Annotated in this window: 26 protein-coding genes; 12 read left to right on the top strand and 14 right to left on the bottom strand. The window is 67.1% G+C overall.

All coding sequences use genetic code 11. The features are described from left to right. Positions 1-62: 62 nt before the first annotated feature. Positions 63-980, bottom strand: a complete 918-nt coding sequence (locus tag IM708_RS08390; protein ID WP_209425975.1) for a helix-turn-helix domain-containing protein — start codon at positions 978-980, stop codon at positions 63-65. A gap of 53 nt (positions 981-1,033) precedes the next feature. On the opposite strand from IM708_RS08390, the gene pobA reads away from it, so the two are divergent. The 5 genes from pobA to IM708_RS08365 are packed head-to-tail and all read left to right on the top strand — an operon-like array spanning position 1,034 to position 4,763. Next, complete coding sequence (pobA, locus tag IM708_RS08385; RefSeq protein ID WP_209425973.1) at positions 1,034-2,200, top strand: 4-hydroxybenzoate 3-monooxygenase; 1,167 nt, start codon at positions 1,034-1,036, stop codon at positions 2,198-2,200. 10 nt (positions 2,201-2,210) lie between these two features. Then, positions 2,211-2,594 carry a 4-carboxymuconolactone decarboxylase gene (pcaC, locus tag IM708_RS08380; RefSeq protein WP_209425972.1) on the top strand — a complete coding sequence of 128 codons (384 nt, stop codon included), beginning with the start codon at positions 2,211-2,213 and terminating at the stop codon, positions 2,592-2,594. Further along, a complete protein-coding gene (gene pcaH / locus IM708_RS08375; protein WP_209425970.1) occupies positions 2,587-3,312 on the top strand; it encodes a protocatechuate 3,4-dioxygenase subunit beta in 726 nt (241 codons plus the stop codon). The genes pcaC and pcaH overlap by 8 nt, the downstream gene beginning before the upstream one ends. Position 3,313: 1 nt before the next feature. After that, positions 3,314-3,913: a protocatechuate 3,4-dioxygenase subunit alpha gene (gene pcaG, locus IM708_RS08370; protein WP_209425968.1), complete on the top strand. Its 600-nt coding sequence runs from the start codon at positions 3,314-3,316 to the stop codon at positions 3,911-3,913. A 1-nt stretch (position 3,914) separates the two neighbouring features. Next, a complete protein-coding gene (locus IM708_RS08365; protein ID WP_209425967.1) occupies positions 3,915-4,763 on the top strand; it encodes a 3-keto-5-aminohexanoate cleavage protein in 849 nt (282 codons plus the stop codon). A gap of 376 nt (positions 4,764-5,139) precedes the next feature. Here the strand turns inward: IM708_RS08365 and IM708_RS08360 are convergent, their stop codons facing one another. The 5 genes from IM708_RS08360 to IM708_RS08340 form a co-directional block, all read right to left on the bottom strand. Continuing rightward, positions 5,140-5,943 carry a cytochrome c1 gene (locus IM708_RS08360; RefSeq protein WP_209425965.1) on the bottom strand — a complete coding sequence of 268 codons (804 nt, stop codon included), beginning with the start codon at positions 5,941-5,943 and terminating at the stop codon, positions 5,140-5,142. Between the two features lie 17 nt (positions 5,944-5,960). Further along, positions 5,961-7,316: a cytochrome b N-terminal domain-containing protein gene (locus tag IM708_RS08355; RefSeq protein ID WP_209425963.1), complete on the bottom strand. Its 1,356-nt coding sequence runs from the start codon at positions 7,314-7,316 to the stop codon at positions 5,961-5,963. Between the two features lie 13 nt (positions 7,317-7,329). Continuing rightward, positions 7,330-7,893, bottom strand: coding sequence for a ubiquinol-cytochrome c reductase iron-sulfur subunit (gene petA / locus IM708_RS08350; protein WP_209425961.1), 564 nt, complete (start codon positions 7,891-7,893; stop codon positions 7,330-7,332). Between the two features lie 187 nt (positions 7,894-8,080). Continuing rightward, positions 8,081-8,695 (bottom strand): glutathione S-transferase, encoded by a 615-nt coding sequence (locus IM708_RS08345; protein ID WP_209425959.1) that lies wholly within the window; start codon positions 8,693-8,695, stop codon positions 8,081-8,083. 2 nt (positions 8,696-8,697) lie between these two features. Then, the gene (locus tag IM708_RS08340) at positions 8,698-8,982 is read right to left on the bottom strand and encodes a hypothetical protein (protein WP_209425957.1); all 285 of its coding nucleotides are present in this window, start codon (positions 8,980-8,982) and stop codon (positions 8,698-8,700) included. Positions 8,983-9,117: 135 nt separating this feature from the next. Between IM708_RS08340 and mtgA the strand changes: the two genes are divergently transcribed. The 4 genes from mtgA (at position 9,118) to IM708_RS08320 (ending at position 12,705) form a co-directional block, all read left to right on the top strand. Further along, the gene (gene mtgA / locus IM708_RS08335) at positions 9,118-9,849 is read left to right on the top strand and encodes a monofunctional biosynthetic peptidoglycan transglycosylase (RefSeq protein WP_209425954.1); all 732 of its coding nucleotides are present in this window, start codon (positions 9,118-9,120) and stop codon (positions 9,847-9,849) included. A 56-nt stretch (positions 9,850-9,905) separates the two neighbouring features. Continuing rightward, entirely contained in the window at positions 9,906-10,571 is a 666-nt protein-coding gene (locus IM708_RS08330) for a glutathione S-transferase family protein (RefSeq protein WP_209425953.1), read from the top strand. Positions 10,572-10,670: 99 nt separating this feature from the next. After that, entirely contained in the window at positions 10,671-11,717 is a 1,047-nt protein-coding gene (gene queG, locus IM708_RS08325) for a tRNA epoxyqueuosine(34) reductase QueG (protein ID WP_209425951.1), read from the top strand. A 109-nt stretch (positions 11,718-11,826) separates the two neighbouring features. Beyond that, the gene (locus IM708_RS08320) at positions 11,827-12,705 is read left to right on the top strand and encodes an RNA polymerase factor sigma-32 (RefSeq protein WP_209425948.1); all 879 of its coding nucleotides are present in this window, start codon (positions 11,827-11,829) and stop codon (positions 12,703-12,705) included. A gap of 230 nt (positions 12,706-12,935) precedes the next feature. Here IM708_RS08320 and IM708_RS08315 read toward each other — a convergent pair whose 3' ends face one another. The 8 genes from IM708_RS08315 to IM708_RS08280 all read right to left on the bottom strand — a co-directional run bounded on the left by IM708_RS08315 (position 12,936) and on the right by IM708_RS08280 (position 20,456). Beyond that, positions 12,936-14,297: a glutamine synthetase family protein gene (locus tag IM708_RS08315; RefSeq protein ID WP_209425946.1), complete on the bottom strand. Its 1,362-nt coding sequence runs from the start codon at positions 14,295-14,297 to the stop codon at positions 12,936-12,938. A gap of 32 nt (positions 14,298-14,329) precedes the next feature. Continuing rightward, the gene (locus IM708_RS08310; RefSeq protein ID WP_209425944.1) at positions 14,330-15,007 is read right to left on the bottom strand and encodes a type 1 glutamine amidotransferase; all 678 of its coding nucleotides are present in this window, start codon (positions 15,005-15,007) and stop codon (positions 14,330-14,332) included. 7 nt (positions 15,008-15,014) lie between these two features. Continuing rightward, positions 15,015-16,349 (bottom strand): glutamine synthetase family protein, encoded by a 1,335-nt coding sequence (locus tag IM708_RS08305; protein WP_209425942.1) that lies wholly within the window; start codon positions 16,347-16,349, stop codon positions 15,015-15,017. A gap of 3 nt (positions 16,350-16,352) precedes the next feature. Then, on the bottom strand, positions 16,353-17,204 hold the full coding sequence (locus IM708_RS08300) for an ABC transporter permease subunit (RefSeq protein WP_209425940.1): 852 nt from the start codon (positions 17,202-17,204) through the stop codon (positions 16,353-16,355). A 16-nt stretch (positions 17,205-17,220) separates the two neighbouring features. Continuing rightward, complete coding sequence (locus IM708_RS08295; RefSeq protein ID WP_209425938.1) at positions 17,221-18,105, bottom strand: ABC transporter permease subunit; 885 nt, start codon at positions 18,103-18,105, stop codon at positions 17,221-17,223. Between the two features lie 51 nt (positions 18,106-18,156). After that, entirely contained in the window at positions 18,157-18,885 is a 729-nt protein-coding gene (locus IM708_RS08290; protein WP_209425936.1) for a transporter substrate-binding domain-containing protein, read from the bottom strand. 41 nt (positions 18,886-18,926) lie between these two features. Next, positions 18,927-19,715, bottom strand: coding sequence for an ATP-binding cassette domain-containing protein (locus IM708_RS08285; protein WP_209425933.1), 789 nt, complete (start codon positions 19,713-19,715; stop codon positions 18,927-18,929). A 78-nt stretch (positions 19,716-19,793) separates the two neighbouring features. Continuing rightward, entirely contained in the window at positions 19,794-20,456 is a 663-nt protein-coding gene (locus IM708_RS08280) for a rhomboid family intramembrane serine protease (protein WP_209425931.1), read from the bottom strand. 271 nt (positions 20,457-20,727) lie between these two features. Between IM708_RS08280 and IM708_RS08275 the strand changes: the two genes are divergently transcribed. From IM708_RS08275 to IM708_RS08265, 3 genes are all read left to right on the top strand, one after another. Beyond that, on the top strand, positions 20,728-21,573 hold the full coding sequence (locus IM708_RS08275; protein WP_209425930.1) for an AAA family ATPase: 846 nt from the start codon (positions 20,728-20,730) through the stop codon (positions 21,571-21,573). A gap of 96 nt (positions 21,574-21,669) precedes the next feature. Next, a complete protein-coding gene (gene aspS, locus IM708_RS08270; protein WP_209425929.1) occupies positions 21,670-23,448 on the top strand; it encodes an aspartate--tRNA ligase in 1,779 nt (592 codons plus the stop codon). Between the two features lies 1 nt (position 23,449). Further along, positions 23,450-24,154 (top strand): GNAT family protein, encoded by a 705-nt coding sequence (locus IM708_RS08265; RefSeq protein ID WP_209425928.1) that lies wholly within the window; start codon positions 23,450-23,452, stop codon positions 24,152-24,154. Positions 24,155-24,221: the final 67 nt, after the last annotated feature.

Raw genomic sequence — 24,221 nt, 5'->3', positions numbered from 1 at the left:
CGATCCTATCAGGCGCGCGCGGCGCGGCAACGCCGTTTGGCGCGCGACGCGACGGCAGCCGGTCAGCGCGGGGTCAGCGGCGGCAGATCCGACCCTGCGAGGCGCAACCGGCAGGCCGAGGGGGTCTCGCCCATCTGGCGGCGGAACACGCGCGAGAAATAGGCGGGGTCGTCGTATCCCAGCGCGTAGCCGACCTCGGCCACGGGCTGGCGGGTGTAGGCGAGAAGGCGTTGCGCCTCGTGCAGGCGCCGCGCCTCGATGTAGCGGCCGGCGGACATACCGGCCAGCGCGCGGCAGATGCGGTTGAGATGCGTGGCGGTCAGGCCCAGTTCGGCGGCATGGTCGGACACGCGCCTGTTCTCGCCCAAGTGGCGCTGCACCAATGCGTCGAACGCCTGCATGTAGCCCGCGTAGCGCGCCGGCACTGCACCGGGCGCGGTGGCGAAAAGGCTTCGTGCCGCCCGGCAGAGGACTTGCGTCGCCAGCGCCCGCAGCATCGGGGCGCGGGCGGGATCGTCGCGGGCCTGTTCGTCCAGCAAGGCCTCGAACAGGGGGTCGAGGTCCGCATCGGCCGCGACCGCGCCCCAGGTGGACAAAGCCTGGGCGAGCAGTGCGTGTTCGCCCAGAAGCTCGGGGAAGGCGTCGGCGGGCAGGGTCAGGACATAGCCTTCGGTTCGGGCGGCGAAGCGGAAGCCATGCACCACCCAGGGGGGGATGTTCAGCAGGACCGGCAGTGCCAGTTCGCGCGTGCGCCCGTCGACCGTGATCCGTGCATCGCCGCGCCGGATCAATACCGTCTGGTGCAGGTTGGGGTGGCTGTGCGGCGCGATCTGCCAGTCGTGCAGGCGGGCGCGCTCGCGGATGCGCTCGCAATGCAGTACGTCGGGCAGGCTCTGCCCCTCGCCATAAAGGCCGAAGGCGGGGATCGCGGCGGGCTGCGTCATGTTCGGATAGTACCAGCGATTGCGGCGATCATCCATTCAATTGGCGGGTCGATGGCGTATCTTCCCCCTTGATGCAGGGGAGGGGGCGCATGCGGACTCAGGTCGCGATCATCGGCGGCGGGCCTTCGGGGCTGCTTTTGTCACAGCTTCTGATGCGCGCCGGCATCGCGACAGTCGTGCTGGAACGCCAGACGCGGGCGCATGTGCTGGGCCGCATCCGCGCCGGGGTGCTGGAGCAGGGCACGGTCGAGCTGTTGCGCCGCGCGGGCGTGGGCGCGCGGCTGGACCGCGAGGGGATCGTGCATGAGGGCACGATGCTGTCGACCGCCGGCGGCATGTTCCGCGTCGATTTCAAGGCGCGGATCGGCGAGGTGGTCACCGTCTACGGGCAGACCGAGGTGACGCGCGATCTGTATGCCGCGCAGGATGCGGCGAGCGCGACGATCCTGGACGAGGTGTCCGAGGTGGCACTGCACGACCTGACGACCGAGGCGCCCTATGTCACGTTTCAAAGGGGCGGGGAGGCGCAGCGGATCGACGCCGACTACATCGTCGGTTGCGACGGGTTCCACGGGCCCAGCCGGCAGGCGATCCCGCGCGACAAGCGAACCGAATACGAGCGCGTCTATCCCTTTGGTTGGCTGGGCGTGCTGTCGCGCACCCGTCCGGCGGCGGAGGAGTTGATCTATGCCAACCACCCGCGTGGCTTCGCGCTGGCCTCGATGCGCAACCCGACGCTGTCGCGCTACTACATCCAGGTGCCGCTGACCGACCGGGCCGAGGACTGGTCGGACGCGGCCTTCTGGGACGAGTTGCGCCGCCGCCTGCCCGCCGAGGTGGCAGAGGGGTTGGAAACCGGCCCGTCGATCGAGAAGTCCATCGCGCCGCTGCGCAGCTTCGTCACCGAGCCGATGCGCTGGGGACGGCTGTTCCTGGCCGGGGATGCCGCGCATATCGTGCCGCCGACGGGGGCCAAGGGGCTGAACCTGGCCGCGTCGGATGTGCATTACCTGTCCGAGGGGCTGATCGCGGCCTTTGCCGGCGACGGCGCGGCGCTGGAGGCGTATTCCGACCGGGCGCTGACGCGGATCTGGGCGGCGATGCGGTTTTCGTGGTGGATGACCTCGATCCTGCACCGTTTTCCCGACCAGACCGATTTCGATCAGAAGATCCAGGAGGCAGAACTGCGGCAGCTGGAAACGCTTGCCAGCGCGCAGGCCGCCATGGCACGCAACTACACGGGGCTGCCGTACTGAGGGGGAAGCGATGAACGACCGATACCTGAAGGGCGTGCAGGTGCGCCGGGCGGTGCTGGGCGACGCGCATGTCGACCGCGCCGACGCGGCAATGACCGCGCTCGACAAGCCATTCCAGGTGCTGATCACCGAGGCGGCGTGGGGCAACCTCTGGGCCTCGGACGCGATCAGCGCGCGCGAACGCTCCATGCTGACGCTGGCGATTCTGGCGGCGACCGGCAATACCGAGGAGATCGCGATGCATGTCCGCGCAACCGCGCGCACCGGCGCCAGCCCCCGCGACGTGATGGAGGCGTTCCAGCACGTCGCCATCTACGCCGGGGTGCCGCGCGCCAACAGCGCGATCAAGATCGCCAAGGCGGTCTTTGCCGAGATGGAACAGGCCGATGGCTGACGGCCCGCTGATCCCGCGGGACCGCAGCGTGCACCCGGTGCCGCTGGATCCGGACTACAAGACCAGTGTCGTGCGTGCGCCGCGCCTGCCGCTTCTGTCGATGGACGCGACCCCGGCCGAGGAGACCGGCCCGCGCTTCGGGGCGTCGCTGATCGGGCCTCTGGACAACAACCTGATCCTGAACTGGACCAAGGGCGCGGCGCCGGCGATCGGCGAGCGGATCCTGGTGCATGGCCGGATCATGGATCAGACCGGCCGGGGCGTGCCCGAGACACTGGTCGAGATCTGGCAGGCCAATGCCGGCGGGCGTTACCGGCATGTGAAGGACAGCTATATGGCGCCGCTCGATCCGAATTTCGGGGGCTGCGGGCGAACGCTGACCGATGAGGCGGGGCGCTACCAGTTCCTGACCATCCGGCCTGGTGCCTACCCCTGGCCCAACCGTGGCAATGACTGGCGGCCGATGCATATCCATTTCTCGGTCTTCGGGCACGGGTTCGGGCAGCGGCTGATCACCCAGATGTATTTCGAGGGCGATCCGCTGATCGACCGCTGCCCCATCGTCCACACGATCAAGTCGCGTGCGCAGATCGACCGGCTGGTGGCGCCGCTGGACATGGGGCAGGCGCGCCCGCTGGATTTTCTGGCTTACAAGTTCGACATCGTGCTGCGCGGCCTGCGGCAGACGATGTTCGAAAACCGGCCCGAGGGGATGTGAGATGGTGCAGAAACTCGACTGGCTGGACGAGACGCCCTCGCAGACCGCGGGGCCCTATGTGCATATCGGCTGCATCCCGAGTTTCGCGGGGCTGACGGGCATCTACCCCGAGGATCTGGGCCGAAGCCCCTTCGCGGAGGGTGCCGAGGGCGAAGTCGCCACGGTCACCGGGTCCGTCTTCGACGGGACCGGCTGGGCGATGCGCGACGCGATGCTGGAAAGCTGGCAGGCCGATGCCGCCGGCCGCTTTCCGGGGCAGGCAGGGGCCGATCCGAAAGTGACGGGCTTCGCCCGGTTCGCCGCCGATGCCGACACGGGCGAATTCACCCTGCGGACCATCCGGCCGGGGTCGGTACTTCTGCCGGACGGGAGGTGGCAGGCGCCGCACATCTCGCTGTGGATCGTCGCGCGCGGGATCAACATCGGGCTGCAGACACGGATCTATTTCGAGGACGCCGACAACAGCGCCGATCCGCTTCTGAACCGGATCGAGCAACGCCAGCGCGTCCAGACGCTGGTTGCGAAGAAGACCGCGCCGGGCCAGTATCGGTTCGACATCCGCCTGCAAGGCGAAACCGAAACCGTTTTTCTGGATCTCTGACATGCCCAGCACTGACACATCCGACCTCTGCATCATCTGCGTCGCGATCACCGGGTCGGTTCCGACGAAGGCCGACAACCCCGCCGTGCCGATCACGATCGACGAGCAGGTCGAGAGCACGCAGGAGGCGTTCGAGGCGGGCGCGACGATCGTGCATGCGCATGTGCGCGACGACGAGGGCAAGCCAACCTCGGACCCTGAGCGGTTCGCGCGGCTGCAGGAAGGGCTGGAGAAGCACTGCCCGGGCATGATCATCCAGTTCTCGACCGGTGGTCGGTCGGGGTCGGGGGCGGCGCGCGGGGGGATGCTGCCCTTGAGGCCCGACATGGCGTCGCTTGCGGTGGGGTCGAACAACTTTCCGACGCGCGTCTACGAGAACGCGCCCGATCTGGTCGACTGGCTGGCCGAGGAGATGATTGCGCATGGGGTGAAGCCCGAGATCGAGGCTTTCGATCTGAGCCACATCTTCCAGGCGGTGAAGATGAGCCAGGACGGGCGGTTGAAGTCGCCGCTCTACGTGCAGTTCGTGATGGGCGTGAAGAACGCGATGCCGATCGACCGCGAGGTCTTCGATTTCTATGTGGCGACGCTGAAGCGGCTGGCGCCCGATGCGCAGTGGTGCGGGGCGGGCATCGGGGCGGGGCAGATCCTGCTCAACGACTGGTGCATCGGGGCGGGCGGTCATGCGCGCACGGGGCTGGAGGACAACGTCCGGCTGGACCGCGGGACGCTGGCGCCGTCGAACGCGGCGCTGGTGCACCGGACGGTCGAACTGTGCGAGAAGCATGGCCGTCCGGTCGCCAGCTGGCAGCAGGCGCGCGAGATACTGGCGCTGCCGCTGCGGCAGTGAACCGGCCGCTCTGCCGAGGGAGCCTGCGCGGCGCGGCTCATGCGCGGGATAAGCGTTCTGGATCTCGTTCAAGCGGGGGTTGGGAAGGTCGCGCGATGCACGGTCCACGCGTGGACCGCCGATCAAGTATCTGAAATCATGGGATCTCGGTCAAATAATTAACCGGATGGAAACCTGGTGCAAGGCGCCGCGCCTGAAGGGGCGGGGTAAGGCCGGTGGGGGGCCGATCGGCCGTTTTCAGCTCGGGGCCGGCCAGGGCGGCGCGCGGGATCTCGCTCGCGCTGGCGTCCGGCGTCCGGGGCGGATTGCCTGCCGCCGCCAAGGCAAAACGCGCCCCGAGGGGGGCGCGTTTCCAGGATCAGGCGCTGCCGGGGTCTCAGGCTTCCCGGTTCTTGCCCTTGGCTGCCGATTTGACCGGCGCCCAGAGGCGTTTGTTGGTGAGGTAGAGGAGCGAGGCGAGCAGCGTCAGGAAGACGACGCCGACGAGGCCCGCGCGCTTGCGTTCCGTCAGATGCGGCTCGGCCGTCCACATCAGGAAGGCGGCGAGGTCCTGGGCCTGCTGCTCGACCGTGGCCGGCGTGCCGTCGGCGTATTCCACGCCATCCTCCCACAGGACCGGGGCCATCGAGACCCAGCCGTCGTAGGCGGTGTTGTAGTAGAACATCGTGCCCGCCTGCATTTCCTCGCGCCCATCGAAGCCGAGCAGGAACGAGGCAATGTATTCCGGGCCGCCCATGCCGAAAAGAAACTGGTTGATGCCGAGACCGTAGGGGCCGGAGAAGCCGACCCTGGCCTTGGCCATCAGGCTGAGGTCGGGGGCCGTTTCCATCTGCGAGCCGGGGAAGTGATCCGGGCCGTCGGCCGGGCGCCAATCGTCAAGGGTGGCATCGAAGATCTCGAACGTGCCGGCATAGGCGCGCATCGCCTCGGGCGAGATCGCAGGGCCGGTTTCCTGCGTCAGAGTGCGGAACGGGACATACTGCAGGCCGTGGCAGGCCGAGCAGACCTCGGTATAGACCTGAAGCCCGCGCTGGAGTTGCGCCCGGTCGTAGCTGCCGAATGGCCCTTCGAACGGAAAGGAGAAGTCCGTGATATCGCCATCGCCGCCGGCGGCAAGCACCGGACCCGTGCCGAGCGCGAGCGCCGCGACCGCCGAGAGGGCAAGCTGTCTGATGGTCATGATGGGCATGTCCTTTCTCATTCGGCCGGGATCGGTTCGGGATCGAGGCGCTTGCCACCCTTCGGTGCGGGCTTGCCCAGGGTTTGGTTGAAATCCTCCTCGATGGTCGAGGGGGGCACCGTGGGTTTTTCGAGCACGCCCAGAAGCGGCAGGATCACTAGGAAGTAGGCGAACCAGTAGGTGGTCCCGATCAGCGCGATCGTGGTGTAGATCCCCTCGGCCGGCATGGCGCCGACCCAGGTCAGGACCACGAAGTTGATGATGAAGAGCCAGAACCACATCTTGAACGCCGGCCGGTACCGGCCCGAGCGGACCGCCGAGGTGTCGAGCCAAGGCAGCAGCGCGAGCACGAAGATCGCGCCGAACATGGCCAGCACGCCGAAGAAGGTGGCGTCGATGATGCCGAAGCTGACCCAGTTGGCGGCCATCACGATCCACACGTCCGAGGTGAAGGCGCGCAGGATGGCGTAGAAGGGCAGGAAGTACCACTCCGGCACGATATGCGAGGGCGTGACCAGGGGGTTGGCCTCGATGTAGTTGTCGGCATGGCCCAGGTAGTTGGGCATGAAGCCGACGACGGCCCAGAAGATGATCAGGATCACGGCCAGGGCGAAGAGGTCCTTGATCACGAAGTAGGGCCAGAAGGGCAGCGTGTCCTTCTCGGCCTCTTCCTTCGAGGCGCGGCGCACCTCGACCCCGGTGGGGTTGTTGTTGCCCGTGGTGTGGAACGCCCAGACGTGCACGATCACCAGCCCGAGGATGATGAAGGGCAAGAGGTAGTGCAGCGAGAAGAAGCGGTTGAGCGTCGCGTTGTCCACCGCGGGGCCGCCCAGAAGCCAGGTCTGCAGCGCCTCGCCGACGCCGGGAACCGCGCCGAAGAGCCCGGTGATCACCGTCGCGCCCCAGAAGGACATCTGGCCCCAGGGCAGCACGTAGCCCATGAAGGCGGTGGCCATCATCAGCACGTAGATCAGCATGCCGATGATCCACGTCACCTCGCGCGGGGTCTTGTAGCTGCCGTAGTACATGCCGCGGAAGATGTGCAGATAGACGGCGAGGAAGAACAGCATCGAGCCATTCTGGTGGATGTAGCGCAGCATGTGCCCGCCGTTGACGTTGCGCATGATATGCTCGACCGAGGCGAAGGCCATGTCGACATGCGGCGTGTAGTGCATCGCCAGCACGATGCCGGTGACGATCTGCAGCACCAGGCAGAAGACCAGAACCACACCCCAGATCCACATCCAGTTGAGGTTCTTGGGGGTCGGGATCATCAGCGTGTCATAAAGCAGCGAGACGACCGGCAACCGACGGTGCAGCCATTTCTCACCCGAGGATTTCGGCTCGTAGTGATCGTGCGGAATTCCGGACATGGGCTACTCCCTATCAGCCGAGCTGGATGGTGGTGTCGTCCACGAACTGGACCACCGGGATATGAAGGTTCTCAGGCGCGGGGCCGCGGCGGATGCGCCCCGACGTGTCGTAGTGCGACCCGTGGCAGGGGCAAAACCAGCCGTTGAAATCGCCCGCGCCATTGCCCAGCGGCACGCAGCCGAGATGGGTGCAGACGCCGGTCATCACCAGCCATTCGCCGGCCTCGTCGAGCGAGCGGTTGGCGTCGCTGGCGTCCGAGCCGGGGCGGTTGGGGTTGCGCGACTGGCGGTCGATGGACAGATCGTCCGGCGACACGGCGCGCGCTTCTTCGATCTCTTCGGGGGTGCGGCGCCGGATGAAGACCGGCTTGCCGAGGAAGTTCACGGTCAACTGGCTGCCTTCCTCGACACCGCTGATATCGACAAAGATCGACGAGAGCGCCTGCACGTCAGCGGAAGGATTCATCTGGTTGACGAGCGGCCAGACCGCCGCGCCCGCCGTCACCACTCCGGCGCCGGCCGTGGCGTAGTACAGAAAATCCCGGCGAGTGCCTGCGTTGTCTTCTGCGTGGGACACGGATCTTCTCCATTCCAGTTAGGTTTCCGGCGCAATGCCCGAAAGTGCCGCGCAAAACGAAAGCGGCCCCTGCGGGTAATTAGCGGTGAATATTGGGGGCGTCCAGCCGCAATCTCGGGCAAAAAGCCGCACCTGGGGGGCGGATGGGCGCGATAAGGCGCCTGCGTGGCGTGGTCTGGCTGATGGGTCACTCGGGTCGCGTTGCCTGCATTGAGGGGCGTTCGGCGAAGGTGGCATGCCAGGCGGCGAGGGTGTCGCGACCCGCGCGCCAGCGCCGCGCGTCGTGGCGCAGGTCGAGATAATCGAGCGCGCAGGCGACGGCGACCTGGCCCATGTCGAGGGGGCCGTTGAGATGCCCCATCCAGCGCGATTCGAGCGCATCGAGGCTGCGCGCTATCTTTGCCCATTGCCCTTCGATCCAGTCGGGCAGCTGGCCTTCCTCGGGTCGCAGGGCGGTCTCGTAGCGCATCAGGATCGCGGCATCGAGGATGCCGTCGGCCGTGGCCTCGAGGGTCAGCACTTCCCACAGGCGGGGTGGTTTGGGGTAGAACGCGGGGCCGTCCTTGGCGCTTTCGGCGAAGAAGCGGCAGATCACCCGGCTGTCGTAGAGCGTGCAGCCGTCCGGACGTTCCAGCGCGGGGATCTTGCCCAGCGGGTTGTGGCCGACCGGCATGGAGCCGGGCGCGAGCGGCGTGCCGCTTGCCGTGGCCAGCGTGACCGCGTCCAGCTGCCCGGTTTCGTGCAGCACGATCATGACCTTGCGCACGTAGGGAGAGGTCGGGCTGTAATGCAGGGTGTACATGCTCAGACCCTCCGCGTGCGCAGGCGGGCCATGAAGGCGGCATCGATCTCGATCGCGCGGCCGGACCGGGCGAGGCGGATGGTGCGGCGCAGGCGGCCGGTCATGTTGGCCTGCTCGCGGTCCGCGACGTGGCGCGCGGCCAACCCGTCGGGCAGGTCGTCGAGCGCGTCTTCGGCGCGCTGGTCGATGCGCGCGAGTTGCACATGGCGGGTGACAAACCAGGCGGCGAGGGCGACACCGCCGATCTTCAGCGCCGTGCCGGCGAGGGGGACGAGGGGCAGGGGCATGGGCTTCTCCGTTGGCGCGTTCGGGCAGAGGATACCGGAGCGGGCGCCGCAATCAAGGCGCGATCGGGCGAGGCACAGGCTGTGCGGGAGCAATTCGCTTGACCATCGGTTGCGCGGCATGGTTTGAGCGCCGCCATGCCCCGACGCAAGACCTCTCGCAAATCGCCGCGCGGCGGCCCGATCGACCGGCTCGCCCGCGCGATCCGGCGGACGCTGCGCTGGATGGTGGTCGCGGCGGTGGCGCTGGTACTGCTGCTGATCGCCTGGATCGGGGTCTACCGCTTCGTCGATCCGCCCGGCGGCCTTTACATGTGGCAGGAATGGCGCAGGCTCGGCGCGATCGAGCGTCGCTGGGTGCCGATGCTGCAGATCGCGCCGGTGATGGCGCGCGCGGCCGTCGCCGCCGAGGATGCCAATTTCTGCCGCCACTGGGGCTTTGATGTTGTGGCGATCCGCTCGGCGATCGAGGCGGGGGGGACGCGTGGGGCCTCGACCATCAGCCAGCAGGTGGTGAAGAACGTCTTCCTGTGGCATGGTCGCAGCTGGCCAAGAAAGGTTCTGGAAGCGGGGATCACGCCGGTGATGGAGCTGATGTGGTCCAAGGAGCGGGTGCTGGAGGTTTATCTGAACGTGGCCGAGTTCGACACCGGCGTCTTCGGGATCGAGGCGGCGGCGCAGCATTACTTCAACCGCGCGGCGGCCGATCTGACCCCGCGCCAGGCCGCGCTTCTGGCCGCGATCCTGCCCGCGCCGCAGGCGCGCAGCGCGTCGCGGCCGACCGACCGCGTCACGCGGCGCGCGCGCGCCATCGAGGACGGCGCCGCGACCATTGCGCGGGATGGACGCGCCGCCTGCTTCGGCGGTTGAACTTTGCACGCGGTGCGTGCAGAACGGACACAGTTTTCCTTTGGTGATCGTCGCCCATGCTGCGCCTGTTCCACGTTCCCCTGTCGCCCTTCTGCCGCAAGATCCGCCTGACGCTGGCCGAAAAGCGGCTGGAGGTGGAACTGGTGGAAGAACGCTACTGGGAACCCAGCGCCGACTTCCTGCGCCGCAATCCCGCCGGCAAGGTGCCGGTCCTGCGCTACGACGGGCGGACCCTGACCGAAAGCCAGGCGATCTGCGAGTTCATCGAGGAGACCCATCCCGAACCGCCGCTGATGCCCACCGAGCCGCTGGCGCGGTGCGAGGTGCGGCGGCTTTGCGGCTGGTTCGACGACGGGTTCCACCGCGAGGTGACGGCCAACCTGCTCTATGAGCGGGTCAACAAGAAGCTGATGGGGCGCGGCTATCCGGATTCGCAGAAGATCAAGGCCGGGGCCTCACGCATCAAGTACCACCTCGATTACATGGGCTGGCTGCTGGAGCATCGGCGCTGGCTGGCCGGGGATGCGATGTCGCTGGCCGATTTCACCGCCGCGGCGCATCTGTCCTGTCTGGACTACATCGCAGACGTGGACTGGGACCGCCAGCCAGTGGTGCGCGAGTGGTATGCCAAGATCAAGTCGCGCCCCTGCTTTCGCACGCTTCTGGCCGACCAGGTGCCGGGGTTTCAGCCGGCGCGGCATTATGCCGATCTGGATTTCTGAGGTGGCGCATTGCCGCGAGGGCGCAGGGGGGCTGTCTGCCCCCCTCCGGGCCTGCGGCCCGTTCACCCCCCGAGGATACTTGACGACAGAAAATGGATCATGGACGGCGCGGCGCTGAAATCGGCGCTGGCCGAACAGGCGCGCGCCGAGGGCTTTGCGGCGATCGGCGTGACCCGGCCCGATGCGATCCCGGAGGCGGGCGGGCGGTTGCGCCGGTTCGTCGCCGAGGGCCGACACGGGCAGATGGGCTGGATGGAAGACAGGATCGATTGGCGCGCGGACCCTGGCGCGCTGTGGCCCGAGGCGCGGTCGGTCGTCATGCTGGCGGAAACCTACACGCCCGAGGTCGACCCGCTGAAGCTGCTGGAGGCGCGCGAGGCCGGCGCGATCTCGGTCTATGCGATGGGTCGCGACTATCACGACGTGGTCAAGAAGCGACTGAAGCGTCTGGGACGCTGGCTGATCGCGGCGGCGGGGGGCGAGATCAAGGTCTTCGTCGATACCGCGCCGGTGATGGAGAAACCGCTTGCGGCCGTCGCCGGGCTGGGGTGGCAGGGCAAGCACACGAACCTTTTGTCGCGCGATCTGGGCAACTGGTTCTTTCTGGGGGCGATCTTCACCACGCTCGAATTGCCGGTCGATGAACCGGCGAGGGAGCGTTGCGGGTCGTGCACGGCCTGTCTGGACATCTGTCCGACGCGGGCCTTTCCCGCGCCGTTCCAGCTGGATGCGCGCCGCTGCATTTCCTACCTGACGATCGAGCAGCGCGGCCCCGTCGACCCCGAGTTGCGACCGATGATGGGCAACCGGATCTACGGCTGCGATGATTGCCTGGCGATATGCCCCTGGAACAAGTTCGCCCGCACCTCCTCCGAAATTCGCTATGCCGCGCGGCCCGATCTTGTCGGTCCGGATCTGGCCGAACTGGCGGGATTGGACGATGCGGCGTTTCGCGCGCGCTTTTCCGGCTCGCCGATCAAGCGGATCGGGCGCGACCGCTTCGTGCGCAACGTGCTTTACGCGATCGGCAATTCCGGCAGTGCGCGGCTCTTGCCCGCCGCCCTGGCGCTGCGCGATGATCCCGATTCCGCGGTCGCAGATGCGGCCCACTGGGCCGTCGCGCGGCTTTCGGCGGTTTCGGGATAGGCGGGTGTCGCTTCAAGGGCGCGTGAGGATCGTTCACGAATAATTCAATCAGCTTTTTGAACCGATCTGCGCTGCGTCCCGTATTCTTGGGAAACACGGGGAGATCGAGATGGCACTTGACGGGATCGAACAGCGCCGTTTTTCGCGGTCCGCGATGCGCGCCGAGCTTCTGGACGCCGAGACCGAATTGCGGCTTGCCTACGCTTGGCGCGACGAGCGCGACGAGGCGGCGCTTCACCGGCTGATCACGGCCTACATGCGGCTTGCGATTTCGATGGCGTCGAAGTTCCGCCATTACGGCGCGCCGATGAACGACCTGATCCAGGAGGCCGGGCTGGGCCTGATGAAGGCGGCCGACAAGTTCGACCCCGACCGTGGCGTGCGGTTTTCGACCTATGCGGTCTGGTGGATCAAGGCCTCGATCCAAGATTACGTGATGCGCAACTGGTCGATGGTGCGCACCGGCTCGACCTCGAGCCAGAAGTCGCTTTTCTTTAACATGCGCCGCGTTCAGGCCCAGTTGCTGCGCGAGGCGCAGGGCACGGGCGAGGAACTGGACGGGCACCAGTTGCGCCAGCGAATCGCGCAGTCGATCGGCGTGCCGCTGGCGGATGTCGAGATGATGCAGGGCCGGCTTGCGGGATCGGACTTGTCGCTGAACGCGGTCCAGTCGCACGACGAGGACGGGCGCGAGTGGATCGAGACGATCGAGGACGACGCCACGCAAGCCGCCGACCGTGTTGAAGTCAGCCATGATCGCGAGACGCTGCGGAGTTGGCTGGCGAAGGCGATGATGGCGCTGAGCGAGCGCGAGCGCTACGTGGTCACCGAGCGCAAGTTGCGCGAGGAGGCGCGGACGCTGGAATCGCTGGGCGACGAGTTGGGCCTGTCGAAGGAACGCATCCGCCAGATCGAGGCCGCGGCCTTTGCCAAGATGCGCAAGAACCTGGAAGGTCAGTCGCGCGAGGTGCAGACGCTGCTGGCTTGAGGCGTGCAATCCGGTCGGAGGGCGGGGGCGCCCCCGGTACGGTCAGGACCCTAGCTTGGCCGGAGGGGCGCACAAATTTGTGCAGCCCCCCCCCAAGGCGTTGAATTTTAACGCATAAACGACCGTCGTTAACCGAAACGAAACTTCTGCCCGGCGCAAGGATACCGGGGGTCATGCCCTGGCGTGGCGTTTGGCCGGAGTGCGCGACGGGGCTCGTTCGGGGCGCGCGCTCAGACGTTGAGCAGCAGGTGCTCGCGTTCCCACGGGCTGATGACCTGCTGGAATTCCTTGTACTCGTGGCGCTTCACCGCGACGTAGAGGTCCACGAATTCGCCGCCCAGCACCTCGCGCAGGTCCTGATCCTCGTCCAGCAGGTCGATCGCGTCGCCCAGGGTCAGCGGCAGTTCGTCGTTGCCCATGTAGGCGTTGGTGACGCATTCCGCGCGCGGCTTGCTGTCGTTCAGCAGCCCGAGATAGCCGCAGGCAAGGCTGGCCGCGATGCCGAGATAGGGGTTGCAGTCCATTCCGGCGAGGCGGTTCTCGACCCGGCGGGCCTCGGGTGTGGAGAGGGGAACGCGCAGCCCGGTGGTGCGGTTGTCGCGCCCCCATTCCAGATTGATCGGCGCGGCAAAGTCGGGGACGTAGCGGCGGTAGCTGTTCACATAGGGTGCCATCAGCGCCACCGCCGAGGGCAGATAGCGCTGCATGCCGCCGATGAATTGCATGAAGGCCGGTGTCTCGGCCTGGTCCGCGCCGGTGAAGATGTTTCCGCCCGACTCGATGCCGACCACCGAATGGTGGATGTGCATGGCCGAGCCCGGTTCGCCCTCGATCGGCTTGGCCATGAAGGTGGCGAAGAAGTCGTGGCGCAGCGCGGCCTCGCGGATCATCCGCTTGAAGTAGAAGATGTTGTCGGCCAGCGCGACCGGGTCGCCGTGCGCCAGGTTGATCTCGACCTGGCCGGCGCCGCCTTCCTGCAGGATGCCGTCGATCTCGAGTCCCATCGCCTCGGCGAAATCGTAGACGTCGTCGATCACCTTGCCGTATTCGTCGACGGCGGACATGGAATAGGCCTGCTTGGCCGCCGCGCGGCGGCCGGTGCGGCCGACCGGCGGGATGATCGGGTTGTTCGGGTCGGTGTTGCGGGCGACGAAGAAGAACTCCATCTCGGGCGCGACGACCGGGCGCCATCCCTTGTCGGCATAGAGCTTCATCACCCGCTTGAGGACGTTGCGCGGCGCGGTCGGGATCGGATCGCCCGCGGTATCCCTGGCGTCATGGATGATCTGCAGCGTGACGTCGGCGGTCCAGGGCGCCGCGGTGGCGGTGCCGAAATCGGGCACCAGCGTCATGTCGGGTTCCTTGTATTCGTCCTCGCCCTTGGGCGACGTGGCCCAGTCGCCGGTGATGGTCTGCAGGAAGATCGTGGTCGGCAGGTAGAAGCTGGCCTGCTTGTCGAATTTCCAGGCGGGCATCGCCTTGCCGCGGGCAACCCCGGCGATGTCGGGCAGGATGCATTCGATTTCATCAAGGCGTCGGCCGGCAAGATAGTCGCGCGCGGCTTCGGGGATCTTGTTCGTCCAGTTTGACATGGTCGGTCCTCTGGCCCGGTGGGGCGGGTCGGTCAGTTGCGGCTGGCCCGGAAGAAAGTGGCGATCCGGTCGGCGATCCGGTCGGCGTCCAGCGGTCGGCCGAGCCGGGCGCGGGCGGCGTCCAGCAGGTCGTCCTCGACGAGGCCGCGGCCGCGGGTTTCGATCAGGCCGGCGACGAAATCGTCGGCGAATTCGGGATGCGGCTGGACCGAGATCCCGTGGTCGTCATAGGCGAAGCCGGCGTAGGCGCAGAACGGGGTCGATGCGATGACGCGCGCCCCCGGCGGGGGTGCCACCACCTGGTCCTGGTGCCAGGCGTTGAGGGTCAGCATTTCGCCGTCGAAATCGTACTCGGTCGGCCCGACTGACCAGCCGCCGGCGTATTTTTCCACCTTGCCGCCAAGCGCCTGCGCCATGATCTGGTGGCCGAAGCAGATGCCCGCGACCGGTACGCCGGCGGCAAAGGCGTCGCGCACGAACTGCTCAAGCGGGGCGATGAAGGCGTGACCCTCGTAGACGCCATGCTTCGAGCCGGTGATCAGCCAGCCCTGGGCGTCGGTCACACTTTCGGGGAATTCGCCATCGACCACCGGCCAGGTGCGGAAGTCGAACCCCTTGCCGGCAAGCAGCCGGGTGAACATGTCCGGATAGTCGCCCTGCGCGCGCAGCGCGTCGGGGGCGTAGCCGGTCTGCAGTATTCCGATCAGCATTCTGGCCTCAGACGGTTTCCAGGTAGAGGTCGAGCACCTCCGCTTCGGAAAGCTCGGCCATGTAGTGAATCTCCTGGCGCTTGGTGCGGACCAGGTTATCGATCAGTTGCGGCGCGAAGATGCGCTTCATCGCGGCGCTCTGCTCGAAGCTGTCCAGCGCGCCGGCCCAGGTTGTGGGCAGTTGCGGCAGGTCGAGGTCGTAGGCATTGCCGGTGATCGGCGGCGGCGGGGTCATTTCGTCCTCGATGCCGATCAGCGCCGTGCCCAGAACGCCGGCCATCATCAGATACGGGTTGATGTCGCCGCCTGCAACCCGATGCTCGATCCGCCGCGCCTTGTGGCTGCCCGAGGGCACGCGGATCGCCGCGGTGCGGTTCTCGTAGGCCCAGCTGACGCCGGTGGGGGCATGGGCGCCGGGCTGCATGCGTTCGTAGCTGTTGGCGTGCGGCGCCAGAAGCAGCATCATGTCGGGCATGAAGGCCAGGCACCCGGCGATGGCCTGGTGCAGAAGCGGGGACCCCTTCGCGCCGCCGTCGTCGAAAAGGTTGCGCCCCTCGGTGTCGATGACCGAGAAATGCATGTGCATGCCGCTGCCCGGCTGTTCGGCATAGGGTTTGGCCATGAAGCTGGCGGCGAAACCGTGGCGGCGCGCGACGCCCTTGACTAGCATCTTGAAGAGCCAGGTGTCGTCGGCGATCTTCAGCACGTCGGGGGAATGCAGCAGGTTGATCTCGAACTGGCCGATGCCGCTTTCGGAGATTGCGGTGTCGGCGTCGATGTCCATCGCCTCGCAGGCGTCGTAGAGGTCGGTGAAGAAGCGGTCGAAGGCATCGAGCGCGCGCAGGGCCAGCGTGTCGGCGCCGGGGCGGCGCTTGCCCGACCGGGGCGAGGGCGGGACGCGCAGCTCGCGCCCCGAATCGTCGATCAGGTAGAATTCCAGCTCGGTCGCGCAGACCGGGTGCATGCCGCGCGCCGCGTAGCGTTCCAGCACCCGCGCCAGGGCATGGCGCGGATCGCCGGCGAAGGGCTTGCCGTCCTCGTGGAACATCCAGATCGGCAGAAGGGCGGTCGGCGCCTCCAGCCAGGGCATCGGCATGAAGCCGCGTTCGGTCGGTTTCAGGACGCCATCGGCATCGCCGGTCTCGAAGACCAGGGGGCTGTCCTCGATATCCTCGCCCCAGATGTCAAGGTTGAGGACCGAATAGGGAAACCGCGTGCCTTCCTTCACGATCTTCTCGGCAAAGCGGACCGGCACGCGCTTGCCCCGGGCCTGGCCGTTGAGGTCGGCGGCGGCGATACGGATGGTCTTGACGTCGGGGTGGTGGCGGAACCAGTCACGCATGATCTACCTGATGTATTGGGGACGGAAGCGGATGCGCGCGCGCTGCGGGCGCGGCAGATGACGGTTGAGGCGCAGGTTGACAAGGCCGAAGCCGGCGATGATCGCGAGCGTGAGCAGGATGAAGTAGAAGGCGACCAGGGGGTAGGCCACGAAGGGGTTGAAGGTCTGGTCGACGAAATAGCGTGCATAATAGAACGCCTCGCCCGACTGCTGGCGCGCGGGAAAGGCGGAAAGGAACACCAGCGTGGTGGAATGGGTCAGGAAGATCGCCTCGTTCGTGTAGCTGGGCCAGGCAAGGCGTAGCATGTTCGGCCAGACGATGCGACGAAAGCGCCCCAGCCCGGTCAGCCCGTAGGCATCCGCGGCCTCCAGATCGCCCTTGGGGATGGCGCGCAACGCGCCGTAGAAGAGTTCCGCCGAATAGGCGGTGGTGTTGAGGATCAGCACGATCAGCGCCCCCACCTGCGCCGTCGTCAGCGCCGAGGTATGCAGCGTGAGGGTCGTGAAACCCAGCGGGATTTCCAGCCCGGCCCGCGGCAGCAGCACGAAGGCCGAGTAGAAGAAGAAGAACTGGATGAAGAGCGGCGAGCCGCGAAAGACGAAGACGAAGGCCGATGCCGGCCGGTTGAGCCAGGCGCGTTCCGAGAATTTCGCCAGCGCCACGCCGGTCGCCAGGAAGAAGCCGACGAGGATCGCGATCCCGGCGAAATAGAGGTTCCAGATCAGCCCGCCCGCGATCAGGAAGGCCTGGTCGCAGAAGGTGATGTCGAGCCCGCGCGGCAGCAGGTTCTCGCCATGCTCCCGGCCCAGCGGACGCAGGAAGTAGCCGGCGAAGCTTTCGGCGCAGGTTCTCATGGACGGGCGCGCGCCGTCATGCGGCGGCCCTCCGGCGTTGGCGTTCGCCCTCGGCGGTGGCCTGGCCGCGCGACACCCGGGTCGTCAGCCATCCGAATCCGCGCTCGCTCGCCCAGGTGAGCAGCAGGTAGAAGACCAGCAGCACCAGAAAATACCAGACCCGCCAGTCCGGATGCGGATAGGTGAACAGGGACGTCTTGGCGCCGCCCAGTTCGCGCGCCCAGAAGACCGCATCCTGAATGCCCAGAAGGAACAGAAGCGGCGTTGCCTTGATCAGGATCTGCCAGATGTTCGACAGGCCCGGCAGGGCAAAGACCCACATCTGCGGCAGGACGATCCGGCGGAAGGCCTGCGCGCGGGTCAGGCCATAGGCCTCGGCCGTCTCGATCTGCGCGCGGGGGACGGCCTGCATGGCGCCATAGAGCGTGTTGGCGACAAAGGCGCCGAAGACCAGGGCGAAGGCAACAGCCGCCATGGCAAATCCATAGACATTGCGCACCCAGGCCGAGGCACCGATGGGCGGCATCTTCGCCTCGCGGCAGACGACGAAATCGTCGCCCTGACGGATCGGCTGGTCCCAGTCGGGGCAGTTGACCTGGTGCAGGACCCACTCGATCCCCTGACCCAGTGCTATGGGCACGAACAGAAAGAAGACGATGTCGGGCACGCCGCGTACCAGGTTGACGTAGCCGCGGCCCAGCAGGCTCAGCGGCAGCACTTGCGAGCGCTGCGCCAGTGCCCCCAGCATGCCCATGCCCAAGGCCAATGGCGCGACGACCAGCAACAGGACGATCACCACCAGAAAGGAGCGGTAGAACGCAAGGTGCGTGCCACTGGTCAGGTAGCACGCAAACCACTGCCAGTCGGGCAGGATCGAGGGATCGGCGCAGAAATGGAACATCGCGCACCTGCGCAGGTGGCGGGGCGCAGGGCCCCGCCACCCGGTTACGGATCAGAACGTCGGCGTCTCTTCACCGAACCATTTGATCAGCATTTCGTTGAGCGACCCGTCCGCCTTCATTTCGGAGATCAACGCGTCGAAGGTCTCGCGCAGCTCGGTGTCGGACTGGCGCAGGCCCATGCCGACACCGCCGCCGACGAAGACCGGATCGCCGATGAACTCCAGATCCGCCGCCTCGCCCACGATCGTCCGCAGGAAGTCGCCATCGGCCAGCACCGCATCGGCCTCGCCCGAGCGGACGGCCGAGATGGTCTCGTCCGGTGTCGGGAATTCCAGCAGGTCGGCGCCGGTTTCGGCGACATGACCCGCTTGGATCGTGTTCGACTGCGCCGCGATCACGCCATTCTCGATCACCGATGGATCGGTGCCTTCCAGCGCGGCATAGAGCGACGGGTCGGGCATCTTGTATTCCTGGGTGAAGGAAATCACCTCGCGCCGGGCGTCGGTGATGCTCATGCCGGCGATGATCGTGTCATAATTGCCGGCGACCAGGTTGGGGATGATCGTGTCCCAGTCGTTGACGATCCATTCACAGTTCAGGTTGGCACGGGCGCACAGCTCGTTGCCCAGATCGATCTCGAAGCCTTCGAGTTCGTTCGCGTCGTTGATGAAGTTGAACGGCGGATAGGCGCCTTCGGTGCCCATGCGGATCACGTCCTGCGCGGTGGCGGTCGTGGCTGCCAGCGCCAGCGCGCCGAGGGTCAGGATCAGTTTCTTCATGTGTGTCTCCCTTGGTTCGAGCGTTTTTCTTCGTTTCTTCTTCAGGCGGGTTCGGTCGCACTGAGGAACTGCTTCAGCCGCGCCGAGCGTGGCGCCCCGAAAAGCGTTTCGGGCGGCCCTTCTTCCTCGATCAGGCCCAGATGGAGGAAGATGACGTGGTCCGATACATCCGCTGCAAGCCGCATGTCGTGGGTGACCAGCAGCATCGTGCGCCCCTCTTCGGCCAGCGCCTTGATGACGCGCACCACCTCCTGCTCCAGTTCGGGGTCGAGGGCGGAGGTGGGTTCGTCGAACAGAAGCGCGCGGGGCTCCATGCAGAGCGCGCGGGCGATCGCGGCGCGCTGCTGCTGGCCGCCGGACATCTGCGCGGGGTAGACATCGGCCTTGTCGCCGATACCGACCTTGTCGAGCAATTCCCGCGCCCGGGCCTCGACTTCCGCGCGGTCCTGTCTCAGCACGGTAAGCGGCGCCTCCATCACGTTCTGCAGCACGGTCATGTGCGACCAGAGGTTGAAGCTCTGGAAGACCATCGACAGGTTGGTGCGGATCCGGACGACTTGCGCCTTGTCGGCGGGGTGGCGATGCAGCCCGCTGCCGCGCCAGCGCACCGGTTCGCCCTCGAACAGGATCTCGCCCTGCTGGCTGTCTTCCAGCAGGTTGCAGCAGCGCAGCAGGGTGGATTTGCCCGAACCGGAAGACCCGATCAGCGAGATGACCTGCCCCGGCAACGCCGTCACGTCGATGCCCTTGAGCACCTCGAGCGGGCCATAGCGCTTGTGCAATCCGCGAATGGCGATGACCGGGGTCGTTCCGGGGGCAGGGGCGGTCAAGAGGCACCGTCAGTTTTTGATCATATTTTGTTTAGCGCGCATTCCTTGCCGGAATGCAACGTATCTTTGCCGTGTTTGTCAATGAAATCCGCGCGCGCGGTGCCCAAGGGTCGGCGTGACCAGGCGCGCGACCAGAAATCCGGCAATGTAGCCGCCCAGATGCGCCTGCCAGGCGAGGTAGCTGCCGACCAGCAGCAGGAGCAGCACGTTCATCAGCACAAGCCCGAACATCACCTTCCAGAACGGGCCCAGGGACGCGCCCGTCGCCCGCCGGCGCTGCCAGTCCCAGTACTGCACCGCGCCGAAAAGCCCGAAGATCGCGCCCGAGGCGCCGACCATCGGACCCGACGATGAGGGGAGCAGGAGGAAGCCCGCCGCGCCGCCGATCGCCGAAAGGAGGTAGAGGACCGAAAAGCCCCATTCCCCCAGCCTTCCGACGCATTCGCGGCCCAGTTGCACGAGCACGAGCATGTTGAACAGAAGGTGCAGGAAGCCGACGTGGAGGAACGCATAGGTGACGAACATCGAGACCGACTGCCCCGGCCAGAGCGTCTGCCAGCCCCCGGACAGCAGCGGCGGCCAGAAGGCGAAAGCGAGCAGCGCCGCACGCCGAACATCGGGCAGGTCGAAAAGCGGGGTTTCGAGCAGGGTGAAGACGACCTCGGGCAGGGCGCAGAGCGCCACGATCCAGAGCACGATCGGGGCGTGGCTGTCGGCCGATGAGCGGAAGCGTCGGTTCATCCGCAAGCCATGACAGGCGCTTGCGGTCGGCGCAAGATGCGGCGCCGCGTCGGATGAATCGATCACCTCAACATATCGCGCGCAAGGCCCGCTTTCGCGCAAGGTTTGCACCCGCACGCCGGCCTGCAACCGGACGTAGTTCTGCGGGGCACTTCCCGCCACGAAGTTGCGGAAAGCGCCGCGATCAAGGCTTTGTCATCGGCAGTGCGTCCGATAGACACGAAGGCAGAGCAACCGCCGGAGAGCGGCGGCAGCAAGGCTCCCGGGGACGATGCGACAGGCAGGCCAGCACTACATCGACCATTTCGGCCTGGCTGCGCCGCCCTTTGGGGCCGCGCCGGACCCGGCGTTCCTGTACTGGTCGCCGGCGCATCGGATGGCCTATGCGGTGCTCGACTTCGGCCTGACCTCGGGTGCGCCGGTGACGGTGTTGACCGGCGAGATCGGCAGCGGCAAGTCGACGGTGCTGGCGCAGTTCCTGACCGAACTGGACGACAGCGTGACCGCGGGCGTGATCACGACGCCGCGGCCCGGACAGGCGGGAATTCTGGACCGGGTCGGCGCGGCCCTGGACCTGGACGCGACCAGCGGCGATGCGTTCGACCTGCTGGGCGCGGCGCTGGAGGCCGAGGCCGGCGCCGGCCGCCGCATCCTGGTCGTCATCGACGAGGCGCAGAACCTGAGCCCCGCCGCGCTGGAGGACTTGCGCCTGATGGGGAACCTGGCGACGGATGACGGGGCGGGGATTCAGCTGCTCCTGGTCGGTCAGCCGCCGCTGGCCCGACTTATCCGGGCGCCGGAAATGGCCGCCTTCGCGCAGCGGGTTTCGGTCGGCCGGCACCTTGGTGCGCTGGATCTGGACGGGGTGGGCGGGTATATCGCCGCGCGCCTGCAGGCCGCCGGGGGCAGCCCCGCCATGTTCAGCCGGCAGGCTGCCGAGATGGTGCATCGCGCCACTGGCGGATTGCCGCGGCCGGTCAACCAGCTCTGCGATCTGGCGCTGACCTACGCCGCGGCGGCAGAGGCGCCCGATGTGCGCCGCGCCACCGTGGTCGAGGTCCTGCAGGATGGCGTCTTCTTCGGCTTCCGACCGGACGCCCTGGGCGAGGAGGGCTGAGCGCGGGCCGCCCCGTGCCCGCCGTGCCGGGCTTGACTCCGGCGGTCTGCCGGGGTGTATCGCGGCGAGCCTTGACCCAGTCGAACGGAGCCCGCGATGCACCCCTACCGCAGCCACACCTGCGCCGCCCTCAGGTCCGAACATGTCGGACAGGACGTGCGCCTTTCGGGCTGGGTACATCGCGTGCGCGACCACGGCGGCGTGCTGTTCATCGACCTGCGCGACCACTACGGCGTCACCCAGGTGCTGGCCGACAGCGACAGCCCGGCCTTCAAGGCGATGGAAAAGGTGCGCGCCGAATGGGTCATCTCGATCGACGGGACGGTCAAGGCGCGCGACGAAAGCCTGGTCAACACCAAGATCCCGACCGGCGCGATCGAGGTCTACGTGCGCGAGCTGCGCGTGCTGGGGCAGGCCGACGAGCTGCCGCTGCCCGTCTTCGGCGAGCCCGACTACCCCGAGGAAACGCGCCTGAGCTACCGCTTCCTCGACCTGCGGCGCGAGACGCTTCACGCCAACATGATGCTGCGCTCGAACGTCGTTCGGTCGATCCGGGACCGGATGTGGGATGCCGGCTTCACCGAATTCCAGACCCCGATCATCACCGCCAGCTCGCCCGAGGGCGCGCGCGATTTCCTGGTCCCGTCGCGGCTGCATCCGGGCAAGTTCTACGCGCTGCCGCAGGCGCCGCAGCAGTTCAAGCAGCTGATCATGGTCGCGGGCTTCGACAAGTACTTCCAGATCGCGCCCTGCTTTCGCGACGAGGATCCGCGCGCCGACCGCTCGCCCACCGATTTCTACCAGCTCGATGTCGAGATGTCGTTCGTCGAGCAGGCGGATGTCTTCGCCACGATGCAGCCGATCATCCAGGGCGTTTTCGAACTGTTCGCCGACGGGCAGACGGTCCATGCCGACTGGCCGCGCATCCCCTTTGCCGAAAGCCTGCGGAAATACGGCACCGACAAGCCCGACCTGCGCTGCCCGATCGAGATGCAGGAGGTGAGCGAGCATTTCCGCGGCTCGGGCTTCGGCATCTTCGCGAAGCTGCTGGAAAACGCCGGCACCGAGATCCGTGCCATCCCCGCACCCACCGGCGGCAGCCGCGCGTTCTGCGACCGGATGAACAGCTTTGCCCAGGCGCAGGGTCTGCCGGGCATGGGCTACATCTTCTGGCGCGAGGAGGGCGGCGAGACCACGGGTGCCGGTCCCATCGCCAAGAACATTGGCCCCGAGCGGACCGAGGCGATCCGACGGCAACTGGGCCTGAGCGCGGGCGACGCGGCGTTCTTCCTCGGCGGTAAGCCCGAAAGCTTCGAGCCGGTCGCGGCGAAGGCGCGGGTCGAGATCGGGCGCGAGTTGAAGCTGAGCGAAGAAAGCGGTTTCCGCTTCGCCTGGATCGTCGATTTCCCGATGTACGAGAAGGACGCCGACACCGGCGCCATCGACTTTTCGCACAACCCGTTCTCGATGCCGCAGGGTGGGCTGGAGGCGCTGTCGGGCGATCCGCTGGCGGTCAACGGTTACCAGTACGACCTCGCCTGCAATGGCTACGAGATCCTGTCGGGCGCGATCCGCAACCACAAGCCCGAGATCATGTTCAAGGCGTTCGAACTGGCCGGCTACGGACGCGCGGAGGTCGAGAAGCGGTTCGGCGGCATGGTCAAGGCCTTCCGCTACGGGGCGCCCCCGCATGGGGGCTGCGCGGCGGGGATCGACCGGATCGTGATGCTGCTGGCCGGCACGACGAATATCCGCGAGGTCATCATGTTCCCGATGAACCAGCGCGCCGAGGATCTGATGATGGGCGCGCCCAGCAAACCCTCGAACGAGCAGTTGCGCGAGTTGCGCCTGCGCGTCCTGCCGCCCGAGGCGTGAGATGGACCTGTCCGGCTGGACCCCGCCGCCCCTGCCGCCCCGCGCGCCGCTGGCGGGGCGGTATGTCCGGCTGGAGCCGCTGATGCCCGACCACGCGGCGGGGCTTTTCGACGCCTTCGCCAAGGATACCGAGGGCGCGATGTGGCGCTACCTGCCGGTCGGCCCCTTCGCCGATCTGGCGGCCTATGGCGGCTGGCTGGACGCGGCGCGGCTATTGCACGACCCGCTGCACTACGCGATCCGCATGGCGGACGGGCGGCTGGGCGGGACGATGAGCCTGATGCGGATGGACCCGCGCGCCGGCTCGATCGAGACCGGCTGGCTGACCTTCGCCCCCCGCCTGCAGCGCACCCGCGAAGCGACCGAGGCGGTCTGGCTGCTGATGCGCTGGGCGTTCGAGGCGGGCTACCGGCGGTTCGAGTGGAAATGCGACGCCGCGAACCTGCCGTCGCGCCGGGCGGCGGAGCGGTTCGGCTTCAGCTATGAGGGGGTCTTCCGACAGGCGGGCGTCGTCAAGGGCCGCAACCGCGACACTGCCTGGTTCGCCGCCATCGACAGCGACTGGCCCGCGCTGCAGGCGGCCTATGAACGCTGGCTCGATCCCGCGAATTTCGACGCGGCGGGCCGGCAGAAGGAAAGCCTGGCGGTGCTGACAGCTCCCGTCCTGGTCGCCCGCGACCCGCTTCTGGCCGGAAATGGCGGCTGAAACCGAAGGGTGTGCACGCGTGCACAATTTTCCAAGCGCTTGATTTCACGCGTTAAGTCGTCGCCGT

The sequence above is a fragment of the Pararhodobacter sp. SW119 genome (assembly GCF_017811755.1).
In the GTDB taxonomy this organism is placed as follows: Bacteria; Pseudomonadota; Alphaproteobacteria; order Rhodobacterales; family Rhodobacteraceae; genus Pararhodobacter.
This window is presented reverse-complemented; position numbering and strand designations above follow the sequence as displayed.